The sequence below is a fragment of the Sphingomonas paludis genome, assembly GCF_053502515.1.
On sequence record NZ_CP187558.1, the window covers coordinates 2,169,285 to 2,182,230 of the forward strand.

A 12,946-nucleotide genomic window follows, 5' to 3' on the forward strand; every position below is an offset into this window, starting at 1 on the left:
GAGCCTAGGCCGTGAAGACAACGACACGACGCCCGCCAGAGCCCAGTGCAGTGCGTGCCGAAATCGGCGTGCACGTCCGCGCGCGGCTGGACGCCAATCCACGGATGAAGCGCGCCAATATCGCCAACGCCGACATCTACACCGGCCAGGATTACATGACGCCCGACACCTGTCGGATGCTGATCGACCGGATCGATGCGGGCAGTCGGAAATCCACTTTGCTCAGCGACAGCGCCGATCCCTATTTCCGCACCAGCGACAGTTGCGACCTTGATCGTTGGTCGCCGGACATCCGCCCGGTGGACGAAGCCATTGCCGACTTGTTGGGCATCCACCCCAATTACGGCGAAACGATTCAGGGCCAGCGCTATGCGCCGGGCCAGCAATTCCGCGCCCATCACGACTTTTTTCATTCCACCGAAAGCTATTGGGCGGACATGCAGCAATCGGGCGGCCAGCGGACCTGGACTGCGATGATCTTTCTGAACGATGTCGAGGAAGGCGGCGCCACCTGGTTTCCGCTGGCCGGCGTCAAGTTCCGTCCCCGGCGCGGCCTGATGCTGGCATGGGACAATATGCGCCCCGACGGCAGTCCGAATTACGACACGCTGCACGAAGGAATGGCCGTGACCCGCGGCACCAAATACATCATCACGAAATGGTTCAGGGAGCGCCCCTGGATCCGCTGACGCTGCTGCCAACGGCCGCTGCATAAAGGCGGCTGGTGTTCAGGCGGTGACGGTTTCCTGCACCAGGGCATCGGTGAAACGCCGCCGCCACCACAGAACGTCCTCCGCCTCGACATTGTCCATCATGCTGCGCCAGCGCGCCTTGCGTTCATCCAGCGGCATCTTGAGCGCACGCAGCAGCGCATCGGACATTTCATCGGCGCTGAACGGATTGACGAGCACCGCGCCTTCGCTCAGCTGCGCCGACGCACCGGCAAAGCGCGACAGGATGAGGACGCCGGGGTCCGCCGGGTCCTGAGCGGCAACATATTCCTTGGCCACAAGGTTCATGCCGTCGCGCAGCGGCGTCACCAGCCCGATCCGCGCGGCGCGGTAGATGCCCGCCAGCACGTCGCGGGGATATCCCTGATTCACATAGCGGATCGGTACCCAGTCGACATCGGCATAGGCGCCGTTGATGTTGCCGGACAGGCCTTCCAGCGAGGTACGGATCTTTTGATAGCTTTCCACTTCGCCCCGCGATGGCGGAGCGATCTGCAACAGGAAAACTTCCTTCCGCTCTTCCGGGTGGTCGGCCAGGAACCGCTGATAGCCGAGGAAGCGCTCTTCCAGTCCCTTTGAGTAATCCAGCCGGTCCACGCCGACGATCATGTCGCGGCCCACGGCACTGTCCCGCATCCGGCGATAGGCAAGCCGGGCGTTGATCGATTGCGAAGCGGCGACGAATTCGCGCGTGTCGATGCCGATGGGACAACTCATTACCCGCACCTGCCGGTCGCCAAGGGTCAGCACGTCGCCCTGCTGTGTGGCACCCAGGTCGCGCACCGCAAAATCGACGAAACTGTCCAGCCATTCGTCGGTGTGAAAGCCGATCAGGTCATAGGCGAACAGCGTGCGGCCCAAATCCGCCGCTTCCGGCATGGTGTTCAGCAACCGCCGGGGTGGCCATGGGATGTGGAGGAAAAACCCGATCCGATTGGTGCAGCCACGCTCGCGTAGCGCCTGGCCCAGCGGGAACAGGTGATAATCCTGAACCCAGACCAGATCGTCCGGCTCGATCAGCGGGCGAACCGTTTCTGCAAATCGTTCATTGACCCGCTGATAGCCGCCGGCAAAGCCCCGCTCATATTCCGCCAGATCGATCCGGTAATGGAACAGCGGCCACAGGGTGCGGTTCGCATATCCGTTGTAATATTCCTGGACGTCCTGTTCCTCCAGGTCGATCGTGGCGCTGGTTACGCCCTTGAAGCGCTGGAAATTGATGTGGCCGGTAAAGTCCTCGGTCCGTTCCCCCGACCATCCGAACCAGATGCCGCCCATTTCTCGCAGTGCCGCCGACAAGGCGACGGCCAGTCCGCCCTGAGCGCCACTCTGGCCGTCGCGCGGCGCAGATACGCGGTTAGAAATCACGACAAGCCGACTCATCGGATCGCACTCCATGGTTTGCTTAACAGAACGGCGCAGTTGATCATGCCGACCAGCGAATAGGTCTGGGGATAGTTGCCCCACAATTCGCCGGTGGCCGGATCGATATCCTCCGACAACAGGCCCGCGGCGGTCCGACGGCTCAGCATCTCGTCGAACAGCGCTCGGGCATCCGCATCCCTGCCGGTGAAATGCAGCGCCTCGATCAGCCAGAAGGTACAGACGTTGAACGCCGTTTCCGGCAGGCCGAAATCGTCCTCCGTATCGTATCGCAGCATATGGCTGCCCCGGCGCAGGCCCTGTTCAACCGCCGTCAGCGTGCCTTGAAACCTGGGATCGTCCGGGGTCAGGAACCTCAGGTCGAGCAGCTGGATCAGGCTGGCGTCAAGATCGTCGCCGCTGAAGGTTGCCGAAATACGGTTGGTGTCGGGGCGCCAGGCCGCGCTTTCGATCCGGTCGCGCATGATCGTTGCGCGGTCGCTCCAATACCGTTCGCGATCTTCCAACCCCAGCCGTTCCGCCGCCTTGGCCAGCCGATCGCACGCCGCCCAGCACATGGCCGCCGAATAGGTGTGAACCGATTGGCGGGTGCGCAATTCCCAGAGGCCCGCATCGGGCTGATCATAAACGGCAAAGGCCCGCTCCCCGACCCGTTCCAGCGCGATGAAATCCTCTTCGCCAGCCATGCGGAACAACCGCTCGTCGAAAAAGGCCTGCACATTGGACAGGACGATCTGGCCATAGGCGTCATGCTGCACCTGTTCATAGGCCTGGTTGCCGATCCGCACCGGCCCCATCCCGCGATAGCCGGCCAGGTGCGGCGCCTCCCCTTCCTCGAGCGTCTTTTCGCCGAGCAGGCCATAAAGCGGCTGGATGGCACCGCCCTTGGCATCGTCGACGATGTTCCGCAGGTAGCAGAGATATCCTTCGAGCACATCCAGCGCGCCGACACGGTTGAGTGCCTGAACCGTGTAATAGGCATCGCGGATCCAGCAGTACCGATAATCCCAGTTCCGCTGCGACCCGGCATGTTCGGGGATCGAGGTGGTCAGCGCGGCCACGATCGCGCCGGTTTCCTCATATTGGCACAGCTTCAGCGTGATCGCGCTGCGAATGACGACGTCCTGCCATTCCAGCGGCGTCGCCAGTCCGCGCGACCATTCCTGCCAGTGATGGATTGTGTAGCTGAGCATTTCGCCGATCGTGGTGGCGATATCTCCTGAAAAGCTTTCATCCGGGCCAAGGAAGAAATGCATCGGCCGTTCCAGCCGGAACCAGCGTTCAGCCTGAACCTGTCCGACCGGCGCGTTGGTGGACAATCGCATCGTCTGCCCGGACAACAGGTAGCGCACATGGTTCGACCCACTGGTCCGATCGATGGCGGCATCGCCCCAGTCGCTGGTGGGACGCAACCGAACTCGGATGCGGGGCGTGCCGGACAGCGGGCGGACGACCCGCGCAAAGGCGACCGGCCGATAGGTCCGGCCGAGCCGTTCGAAGCGAGGACAGAAATCGATCACCTCGACACTGTTACCTGCCGCATCGCTCAAGACGCTGCGCAGGGCGGCGGTGTTGCGGACATAGGCTTGATCGACCGTCACGCAGTCCTCGAGATCGATGGCCCACAAACCGACCGCTTCGTCGTTTGCAGGATCGCGGCCATCGACCAGCGAACTGAACAACGGGTCGCCGTCGAACCGGGGAGCACATCCCCAGACGATCCGCGCATGTCGATCGATCAGGGCCGCGACCTGACAATTGCCGATGGGCCATAAATCCAGATTGGGCATCGTCATTTAAGCGCTTCCGCCAGCGTGGCCAGCCAGTCATGGACCGCACAGACATCATCCAGACGATGCCGTGCCCCCGTGCACCGCCGCTCGCCAACCAGCACGCCAGCCCCGCCCAGATCCTGGGCTGCCGTGAACGCAGCTTCATCGGTCAGGTCATCGCCGAAATACATCGGGGTCGCGTTGGCAAAGGAAGGGTCGAGCATGAAACGGCGCAGTGCCGACCCCTTGTCTCCGCCCTCTGGCCGCAATTCGAACACCAGCTTGCCCCGTTGGATTTTGAGGCGATGGATCGAAGCGAGCGCCTCTGTCAGTTGCTGGATTTCGTCTGACAGTTCCGGCGCACCGCGATAGTGCAGCCCGACACCAAGCGGCTTTTGCTCGACCAGAATGCCCGGCCGGTTTTCGGCAAATGCTTCGATTTCGCACAATGCCTCATCCAGCGATTCCGGGCGCGAAACCGACTGGACGATGCCATCACCCCCGCGCCATTCCAGCCCGTGGCTGCCGCTGGCGGGCAGGTGCGGCAGGCCCAGCAATTCGTCGATCATCGACAGAGAACGCCCGCTGATGATTGCCAGCCGCCCATCAAGCCGCTTGTGCAGTGCATCCAACAAGCGGGGCAGTTCACGATCCACGACAACGGAAACCGGCGAATCCGCGATTTCCAGCAGCGTTCCATCGAGATCGAGGAACAGTGCCAATGGTCCAGAGGGAATACCCGGCGTGGTCAAAGATTGGCCAATCTGGCCCTTTTCCGCGACTATTTCATTCATGCAACGATCGCCTCCCCAAACAGAACGTCTCAGGCTCGGTTGCGTTGCACCAAAAATGTCAGGCGGCCGTCCGTTGCGGTACGGGGTTCGAAAACGTCATTTCCTGATCGACCGACCCGAATTTGAGCGCGATCAGGTCGAGCAGGTAATTCTGGCGCAGGCGCCACGGCCGACGCGTCCCTTGTTTCGGGAAGGATTGCAGGGCGCGCTGGACATAGCCCGACGTGAAATCCAGGAACGGTGCCTCGCCGGTGGCGCGGGCGGAGATGCGCGGCGTAGCCTGCCGCATCCCGCGCGATCCCATGGTGTTGAGCAACCGGCAGACATAAGCCGCCGTTAAATCCGCCTTCAATGTCCAGCTGGCGTTCGTATATCCGAAACAGATTGCCAGATTGGGGACATCGGACAGCATCATCCCCTTGTAGTTTAGCGTTTCGGGCAGTTTGACCGGCATGCCGTCCACGCTGACTGCAATCCCGCCCATCAGTTTGAGCTCCAGCCCGGTGGCCGTCACGAGGATATCGGCGGGGAGATAATGGCCATCGGCCAGGCGGACGCCCCGCTCATCCAGCCGATCGATGGTGCCGGTGACGATGTCGGCCCGACCATCGGCAAGGGCGGTGAACAGATCGGCGTCGGGCACCAGGCAAACGCGCTGGTCCCAGGGTTTGTATCGGGGCGTGAAATGTCGATCGACATCAAAACCGGGCGGCAATGCATCGCGCACCATACCGATCAGCCGATCGGCGAACTGGCGCGGCCGGGCGCGGGCGATCTTGTAGAACAGCTGCTGCATCAGGACATTGCGCCAGCGCGTGATGCCATAGGCCAGCTTGAGCGGCAGATGATTGCGTAGCCAGTTTGCCAGCGCATCCTCGGACGGGCGCGAGACCATATAGGTTGGGGATCGCTGCAGCATCGTCACATGGGCGGCGCGCTTGGCCAGTTCCGGCACCAGGGTCACTGCCGTCGCACCGCTGCCGATGACGACGATCCGCTTGCCCGCATAGTCCAGAGCCTCCGGCCAGAATTGCGGGTGGATCAGCTGTCCCGCAAACTCCGACTGGCCGGGAAACCGGGGTGCATGGCCATGGGCGTAATCATAATAGCCGGACCCCAGGAACAGGAAATTGCATTCGATCACCGACTGCGCCCCGCCCCGCTCCACCGTCACCCGCCACAGCGCGTCGGGCGTCGACCAGTCGGCGGCGACGACGCGGGTGCCGATGCGGATATGATCGCCCAGCCCTTCGTCCCGGACGGTGTCGTGCAGATAGCGCAGGATCGCCGGGCCATCGGCAATCGCCTTGCTGTCCGTCCAGGGGCGAAAGGAATAGCCGAGCGTGAACATGTCGCTGTCCGATCGGATGCCGGGGTAGCGGAACAGATCCCAGGTGCCGCCGATCCGGTCCCGCCCCTCCAGGATCACGAAGCTGCGGTCGGGGCAGCGATGCTTCAGGTGAACGCCAGCACCGATGCCCGAAATTCCCGCGCCGACCACGATGACATCGAACCGCTCGGCCATTCAGCCTCCTCCATTCCCGGAAGGCCAAGGCTAACGCATGACTTAATGACAATCCAGTCAGTAAGCGCCGGCCTTGACCCGCAGGCGCCAGGCATGAAGCAACGGCTCGGTATAGCCATTGGGCTGGGCCAGCCCGTCGAACACCAATGCGCGTGCGGCGCGAAAGGCGGCGCTGTCCGGCGTCAGCGGGCGATAGAGTGGATCGGCGGCGTTTTGCGCATCGACCTTTGCCGCCATGCGGGTCAGCGCGGCATCCACCTGTGCCGCCGTGGCGACGCCGTGATGGAGCCAGTTGGCCATATGCTGCGCCGAGATGCGCAGGGTCGCCCGGTCCTCCATCAGGCCGATGTCGTTGATGTCCGGCACCTTGGAACAGCCGATGCCCTGATCGATCCAGCGCACGACATAACCCAATATGCCCTGTGCGTTGTTGTCGAGTTCGCGCGCGACCTCTTCCGCACTCCAGTTGCGCCCGGCGGCGACCGGGATGGTCAGCAACTCGTGCAAGCTCTGGTCCCGTTCATGCTGAACTTGTCGAAGCATAGTATTTCCTTCATCCCCGGTCGCCGAAGAAGGGCAGTCCTTCGACAAGCTCAGGACGAGCGGGTCGTGGGCGAGAAGGTCGCGCTGCCGGACGAACACATCAACCGCGTGATAGTGCATCGCATGCAGCGTCGCGGCGGTCGGCGACGGCACCCAGGCGGTATTGGCGCCGCTCATCGGATGGGCGATCTTCTGCTCGATCATATCCGCCATGCGGTCGGGTGCTGCCCACATCCCCTTGCCGATCTGCGCTTTGCCCGACAGGCCACAGGCCAGGCCGATGCGGACATTGCGGTCCTCATAGGCCCTGATCCACGCACTGCTCTTCATCTCGCCCTTGGGGATCATCGCCCCGGCGTGCATCGCCGTGTGCATCTCGTCGCCGGTCCGGTCGAGGAAGCCGGTGTTGATGAACACGATCCGGTCGCGCACCGCATGGATGCAGGCGGCAAGATTGGCGCTGGTCCGCCGCTCCTCGTCCATCACGCCAACCTTGATCGTATGGCGTTGCAGCCCAAGCAAATCCTCCACCGCATCGAACAGTTTGTTGGTAAAGGCGCATTCGGCGGGGCCGTGCATCTTCGGCTTGACGATATAAATGCTGCCAGCGCGGCTGTTGCGATGGGCGCCCAGCCCACGCAGATCGAACAAGGCGATGGTGCTGGTGACGATGGCGTCAAGGATGCCCTCCGGCGCCTCGGCGCCATCGGGCAGGCGGATGGCGGGCGTCGTCATCAAGTGACCGACATTGCGGACGAACAAGAGCGCGCGGCCCGGCAGGGTGTAGGGGCGGCCATCCGGTGCGATCACGACGCGGTCGGCGTCAAGGCGACGGGTAAGGCTGCGCCCGCCCTTGTCGAACGTCTCGGTAAGGTTTCCGCGCATCAGCCCCAGCCAGTTGGCATAGCCCAGCCGCTTGTCCCCAGCATCGACGGCGGCAACCGAGTCCTCCAGGTCGATGATCGCGGTCAGCGCGGATTCCAGGATCACGTCGGCAATCCCGCCGGGGTCGTTCGCCCCGATCGGGTGGGCGCGGTCGATGACCACTTCGACATGCAGGCCATTGTGGCGAAACACCAGATTGTCGCCGGACGAACCGACAAACTGGCCCGGATCGGCAAGCGGCAATGTGCCGCCCGTCCAGTCCGCCCAGCGGATGCCGTTCAGCGGCACCGCCTGATCCAGGAATGCCTTGGCCCGCCCAATCACCTGCGCACCGCGTTCCGCATCATAGCCGCCCGGCCTTGCCGCGCCCGGCAGCGCGTCCGTACCGTAAAGCGCATCATACAGACTGCCCCAGCGAGCATTGGCGGCGTTCAGCACAAAGCGGGCGTTGAGCGCGGGGACGACCAGTTGCGGCCCGGCCATGGTCGCGATCTCCGCGTCAACGTTGCTCGTGCCGATGGCGAAGGGCGCGGGCTCGTCCACCAGATAGCCGATCTCGCGCAGGAACGCCTGATAGGCCGGCATATCGGCGATCGGCCCCGGGTTTGTCCGGTGCCAGTCGTCCAGCGCCGCCTGGATCCGGTCGCGCTCCGCCAGCATGGCCCGGTTTTCCGGGGTGAACCGGGCAAAGATCGCGGCAACCCCGGACCACCAAAGATCGGCGTCCAGATGGAGCGGGGCCAGCACCTCTCCTTCCAGAAATCCTGCCAGTCCGGCATCGATCGACAGGCCCGCACGCACGACAGCATCGGTCATTGGTTTCCCCCTTTGTCCGGGCCGTGATCGGCTTTGGCAGGATTCAGCTTCGGCCCCTGCCGATCCGCTCTGCTGCCTGCTCTAACCGGACCAGATATCCGGTCAATCGTTCGCGCTCGGCTTCCGAAAAGCCGCTCAACATCTCGGCTTCCATCGCCAATGCCTTGGGAGCGATATCATCGTATAACGCCCGCCCGGCAGTGCTGAGTTCGAGCAGGTGCGACCGCTGATCAGCTAGGTTGGGCGACCGGATCACCAGTCCCCGCTCGACCAGCGCCAGGGTTGCGCGGCTGACCGTCATCTTGTCCATCCGCGTCCGGCCGCCCAGCGCCTGCTGCGTTGCCGCCCCATCCTCCGCCAGAACGGCGATCAGCCGCCATTCCGGAATCTTCAGCCCGAACATTGCCTGATAAGCGGTTGCGATAGCGTCAGACACGCGGTTCGATGCGATCGAAAGGCGATAGGGCAGAAACTGGTCTAGGCTCAGCCTTGGCATCGGGTCGCGGTTCCGCTATTTAGTAACCAATGTTACCAAATGTTCCGGAGAGCGCAATGTCCGATGTACCGAATCCGATGGGTCTTGATGGCTTTGAGTTCGTCGAGTTTACCGGCCCGGATCCGCAGGCGCTGGCCGGCCTGTTCACCGCGATGGGATTCACCCATGTCGGCACGCACCGTTCAAAGGATGTGCGGCATTACGCCCAAGGGGACATCAACTTCATCCTGAACATGGAACCGTCGGGCCAGGTGGCGTCGTTCCGTGATGAACACGGCCCCAGCGCCAACGCGATGGCATTCCGCGTCAAGGATGCCGCAGCCGCGCTGAAGCTGGCCGTCGAACGCGGCGCAGCGCCGGTCGAGGGCAAGGTCGGCCCGGCGGAGCTGAACATCCCGGCGATCGAGGGCATTGGCGGCGCCAACCTGTATCTGGTCGACCGGCGCGGCGCGGCGACCATCTATGACATCGATTTCGAACCGACCGGCGCGGGCGCGGACGACAATGCCGTCGGCCTGCACACGCTGGATCACCTGACCCATAATCTTCAGCGCGGGCGCATGGATTATTGGGCGGATTATTACGAGCGCATCTTCAATTTCCGCCAGATCCGCTATTTCGACATCGAGGGTCAGGCGACCGGCCTGTTTTCGAAGGCGATGACCGCGCCGGACAACAAGATCCGCATTCCCCTGAACGAAAGCCAGGACGAACACAGCCAGATCGAGGAGTTCATCAAGGATTATCGCGGCGAGGGCATCCAGCATATCGCGCTGGCGACCGACGATATCTTCGCCACGGTCGATGCGCTCCGGGCCAACGGCATCCGGTTTCAGGATACGCCGGAGACCTATTTCGACCTGATCGACAAGCGGCTGCCCGGCCATGCCCATGATATCGAGGAAATGCGCAAGCGCCGCATCCTGATCGACGGTGCGCCGGAAACGGGCGGCGGCCTGCTATTGCAGATCTTTACCGAGAATATGGTCGGTCCGATCTTTTTCGAGATCATCCAGCGCAAGGGCAATGACGGCTTTGGCGAAGGCAATTTCAAGGCGCTGTTCGAGAGCATCGAGCTCGACCAGATCCGGCGGGGCGTGGTGCCGGCACGGGTTTGAGTGCTACCCGCCCTCTCCCCTTCAGGAGAGAGGATAGCGCAGCTTGCCGCGCTCGCGGCTAGCGAAGCTTGGAGAGGGGGCGCCCGGCCACCTCCCCTCTCCAACTCCGGCTAGGCAGCACGCTGCCAAGCCTTCTTATCCTCTCCCCTGAAGGGGAGAGGGATGATGGAGCGACGATGACCACCTATCAGACCGGCTTCGGGAATCATTTCGCCACGGAGGCCGTGCCCGGCGCGCTACCCATCGGTCGCAATTCGCCGCAGCGCCCTGCATTCGGCCTTTATGCCGAGCAGCTTTCCGGCACCGCCTTTACCGCGCCACGGCACGAAAATCGCCGGTCCTGGCTCTATCGCCTGCGGCCGAGCGCGGCTCACCCGCCCTTTGCGCCCTATGGCGGCGCGGAACTGTTCCGTGCTGACACGGGCGGTGAGCCGCTTGCGCCAAATCGCCTGCGCTGGTCGCCGCTCGCAATTGCCGAGGGCGCGGACTGGCTCGACAGCCTGACGACGATGCTCGTCGCCGGCTCTCCGGACGCGCAGCACGGGGCGGCCATGCATGTCTGGCGGGCAACGCACAGCATGGAGGCGCGCGCCTTCGTCAATGCCGACGCTGAAATGGTGCTGGTGCCCCAGCAGGGCGGCATCGCGGTGCTGACCGAACTGGGCCGCATCGACGCCGCGCCGGGGCAAATCGTCCTGATCCCGCGCGGCATCCGGTTTCGGGTCGTCCTGACGGAAGGCCCTTCGCGAGGTTATGTCTGCGAGAATTTCGGCGCACCCTTTCGCCTGCCCGATCTGGGCCCGATCGGCGCCAACGGCCTTGCCAATCCCCGCGATTTCGAAACGCCGGTTGCCTGGTTCGAAGATGTCGAAGGGCCGTTCCAGTTGGTCCAGAAATCGGGAGGCGCGCTCTGGTCCACCGATCTCGGCCGCTCGCCGCTCGATGTGGTCGCCTGGCACGGCAATTACACGCCCTGCCGATATGATCTAGCCCGCTTCAACACGATGAACACGGTCAGTTTCGATCATCCCGACCCGTCGATCTTCACGGTGCTGACATCGCCCAGCGACGTGCCGGGCACCGCCAATGCCGATTTCGTCATCTTTCCGCCCCGGTGGATGGTGGCGGAGGACACGTTCCGCCCCCCCTGGTTCCACCGCAATTTCATGTCGGAGGCGATGGGGCTGATCATGGGCACCTATGATGCCAAGGAGGGCGACGGCTTCGGCCCCGGCGCGATCAGCCTGCATAACCAGATGGCCGGGCATGGACCCGATGTGGCGAGCTGGCGCAGGGCGAGCGAAGCCGATCTGAAGCCGGACAAGATCGAGGGAACGATGGCGTTCATGCTGGAAAGCCGCTGGGTTTATCGCCCGACCCGCTTTGCCCTTGCCCATGCGCAGCCCGATTACGATGCCGCATGGGATGGCTTTCCAAAGGCGGTGTTGCCCGGAACCCTTTGACTGCCCAGCGGTTTGTACGCGTGGCACTGGAGGGGCCTGCATCAATGTTCAATTGGCAACATGCCGCCCAACGCGCACTGGAGCAGCGTCTGTTCGAATATGTCGAACAGCGAAGCTTTCCGTGCGTCGGTGCAAAGGCAGCCCTTGCCCGCGGCACGCTGGAGGTGCTGGCGTGCAGCAGCATCGACAGCGCATGGGACGACGTTCGGATCCACGACCGCCTGCTTCAGTTCGCGCAGGAATATCGGCAGGACAAGGGGTTGTACCGGAGTTTTGCCGTCATTTTTGAAGGGCCGGATTCGCTGGAGGAAGATGCATTCGAACGTGCCCTGTGGCAGCGGGTGCAATCGCTGTCCGACAAGGATGTGTGGCGCGGCCAGGATTATGATCCGCGGGTTAGCCCGGACCCCGGTAATCCGCACTTCTCGCTCAGCTTCGGCGGAGAAGCGTTCTTTATCGTCGGGCTGCACCCCAATGCCAGCCGTCCGGCCCGCCGGTTCGATCGGCCAACGATGGTGTTCAACCTGCACGATCAGTTCGAACGACTGCGCGCGGACGGCAAGTATGAAGGGATGCGGGAAAAGATCATGTCGCGCGACGAAGCGATCGCCGGCTCGCGCAATCCGATGCTCGCCCGTCACGGCGAATTGAGCGAAGCGCGGCAATATTCCGGCCGAATGGTCGACGACGAATGGGAAGCGCCCTTTGAATATCACGGCTGAAGCCGCTACTGCGACGACGATCATCCCCGAACGGTCGGGCACTGCGTTCCGGCTGGACAAGGGACAGGTGTTGGACGTGATCGACCCGCGCGGCCGGCAGGTTGCCGACCTGCTGGCGTTCAATGCCGATGATCCGGGCGAGGTCATCTCATCGGGCCGGACGCTGGATTATGCCGAGACCATCCGCCTGACCACGGGTCACGCGCTTTATTCCAATCGGTCGAATGTCATGTTGCGGATCGTCCACGACGATGTGGGCATGCATGATTTCCTGCTGACGCCCTGTTCGGTGCATACCTTCCGGCATTTTTACCCGGACCTGCCGGAACATCGCGGCTGTTTCGGCAATCTGGCAGCGGCGCTTGCCCCCTATGGGATTGTCGAGGATGCAATCCCGGTCGCATTCAACTGTTTCATGAACGTTACGGTGGACGGTCCGTCGGGACGGCTGGCCGTTCTGCCCCCGCTCAGCAAGGCGGGCGATTGCATCCGGTTCGTGGCTGAAATGGACCTGATCATCGGTCTGACCGCATGTTCGGCCCCGGCTTCGAATGGCGGCAGCTTCAAGCCGATCCACTATCGCATATCGAAACCTTGAGTTGCAACTTCTGCAATGATAGCGATATCATTTTGCACTTGCGAACAATAATGCCGCAGTGCATATAAAGTGAGCCTTTCAGGCATCCTCTCCTAAAAAC

11 protein-coding genes are annotated in these 12,946 nt (G+C 63.0%); 5 read left to right on the plus strand and 6 right to left on the minus strand.

The window, feature by feature from the left end:
• The first annotated feature begins 50 nt into the window (after nt 1-50).
• A complete protein-coding gene (locus ACPVPU_RS10440; protein WP_448657881.1) occupies nt 51-689 on the plus strand; it encodes a prolyl hydroxylase family protein in 639 nt (212 codons plus the stop codon).
• Between the two features lie 39 nt (nt 690-728).
• Here ACPVPU_RS10440 and ACPVPU_RS10445 read toward each other — a convergent pair whose 3' ends face one another.
• The 6 genes from ACPVPU_RS10445 to ACPVPU_RS10470 are packed head-to-tail and all read right to left on the minus strand — an operon-like array spanning nt 729 to nt 8,945.
• Complete coding sequence (locus ACPVPU_RS10445) at nt 729-2,114, minus strand: alpha,alpha-trehalose-phosphate synthase (UDP-forming) (protein WP_448657882.1); 1,386 nt, start codon at nt 2,112-2,114, stop codon at nt 729-731.
• On the minus strand, nt 2,111-3,904 hold the full coding sequence (locus tag ACPVPU_RS10450) for a glycoside hydrolase family 15 protein (protein WP_448660488.1): 1,794 nt from the start codon (nt 3,902-3,904) through the stop codon (nt 2,111-2,113). Before ACPVPU_RS10450 ends, ACPVPU_RS10445 begins: the two co-directional genes overlap by 4 nt.
• 2 nt (nt 3,905-3,906) lie before the next feature.
• The gene (gene otsB, locus ACPVPU_RS10455) at nt 3,907-4,680 is read right to left on the minus strand and encodes a trehalose-phosphatase (RefSeq protein WP_448657883.1); all 774 of its coding nucleotides are present in this window, start codon (nt 4,678-4,680) and stop codon (nt 3,907-3,909) included.
• Between the two features lie 58 nt (nt 4,681-4,738).
• Complete coding sequence (locus ACPVPU_RS10460) at nt 4,739-6,205, minus strand: flavin-containing monooxygenase (RefSeq protein WP_448657884.1); 1,467 nt, start codon at nt 6,203-6,205, stop codon at nt 4,739-4,741.
• A gap of 57 nt (nt 6,206-6,262) precedes the next feature.
• The gene (locus ACPVPU_RS10465) at nt 6,263-8,449 is read right to left on the minus strand and encodes a malate synthase G (protein ID WP_448657885.1); all 2,187 of its coding nucleotides are present in this window, start codon (nt 8,447-8,449) and stop codon (nt 6,263-6,265) included.
• A 43-nt stretch (nt 8,450-8,492) separates the two neighbouring features.
• Nucleotides 8,493-8,945 carry a MarR family winged helix-turn-helix transcriptional regulator gene (locus ACPVPU_RS10470; protein ID WP_448657886.1) on the minus strand — a complete coding sequence of 151 codons (453 nt, stop codon included), beginning with the start codon at nt 8,943-8,945 and terminating at the stop codon, nt 8,493-8,495.
• A gap of 56 nt (nt 8,946-9,001) precedes the next feature.
• Between ACPVPU_RS10470 and hppD the strand changes: the two genes are divergently transcribed.
• The 4 genes from hppD (at nt 9,002) to ACPVPU_RS10490 (ending at nt 12,846) form a co-directional block, all read left to right on the plus strand.
• Nucleotides 9,002-10,063, plus strand: coding sequence for a 4-hydroxyphenylpyruvate dioxygenase (hppD, locus tag ACPVPU_RS10475; RefSeq protein ID WP_448657887.1), 1,062 nt, complete (start codon nt 9,002-9,004; stop codon nt 10,061-10,063).
• Between the two features lie 176 nt (nt 10,064-10,239).
• Nucleotides 10,240-11,526, plus strand: coding sequence for a homogentisate 1,2-dioxygenase (hmgA, locus tag ACPVPU_RS10480; protein ID WP_448657888.1), 1,287 nt, complete (start codon nt 10,240-10,242; stop codon nt 11,524-11,526).
• A gap of 44 nt (nt 11,527-11,570) precedes the next feature.
• Nucleotides 11,571-12,248 (plus strand): guanitoxin biosynthesis heme-dependent pre-guanitoxin N-hydroxylase GntA, encoded by a 678-nt coding sequence (gene gntA, locus ACPVPU_RS10485; RefSeq protein ID WP_448657889.1) that lies wholly within the window; start codon nt 11,571-11,573, stop codon nt 12,246-12,248.
• Nucleotides 12,232-12,846 (plus strand): DUF1989 domain-containing protein, encoded by a 615-nt coding sequence (locus tag ACPVPU_RS10490; protein ID WP_448657890.1) that lies wholly within the window; start codon nt 12,232-12,234, stop codon nt 12,844-12,846. Before gntA ends, ACPVPU_RS10490 begins: the two co-directional genes overlap by 17 nt.
• The last annotated feature ends 100 nt before the right edge of the window (nt 12,847-12,946 follow it).

Bases quoted from the DNA above. Each gene is read 5' to 3' on its own strand.
- ACPVPU_RS10460 (WP_448657884.1), bottom strand. From the start codon at position 6,205: ATGGCCGAGCGGTTCGATGTCATCGTGGTCGGCGCGGGAATTTCGGGC.
- hppD (WP_448657887.1), top strand. From the start codon at position 9,002: ATGTCCGATGTACCGAATCCGATGGGTCTTGATGGCTTTGAGTTCGTC.
- hmgA (WP_448657888.1), top strand. From the start codon at position 10,240: ATGACCACCTATCAGACCGGCTTCGGGAATCATTTCGCCACGGAGGCC.
- ACPVPU_RS10465 (WP_448657885.1), bottom strand. From the start codon at position 8,449: ATGACCGATGCTGTCGTGCGTGCGGGCCTGTCGATCGATGCCGGACTG.
- ACPVPU_RS10450 (WP_448660488.1), bottom strand. From the start codon at position 3,904: ATGCCCAATCTGGATTTATGGCCCATCGGCAATTGTCAGGTCGCGGCC.
- gntA (WP_448657889.1), top strand. From the start codon at position 11,571: ATGTTCAATTGGCAACATGCCGCCCAACGCGCACTGGAGCAGCGTCTG.
- ACPVPU_RS10470 (WP_448657886.1), bottom strand. From the start codon at position 8,945: ATGCCAAGGCTGAGCCTAGACCAGTTTCTGCCCTATCGCCTTTCGATC.
- ACPVPU_RS10445 (WP_448657882.1), bottom strand. From the start codon at position 2,114: ATGAGTCGGCTTGTCGTGATTTCTAACCGCGTATCTGCGCCGCGCGAC.
- otsB (WP_448657883.1), bottom strand. From the start codon at position 4,680: ATGAATGAAATAGTCGCGGAAAAGGGCCAGATTGGCCAATCTTTGACC.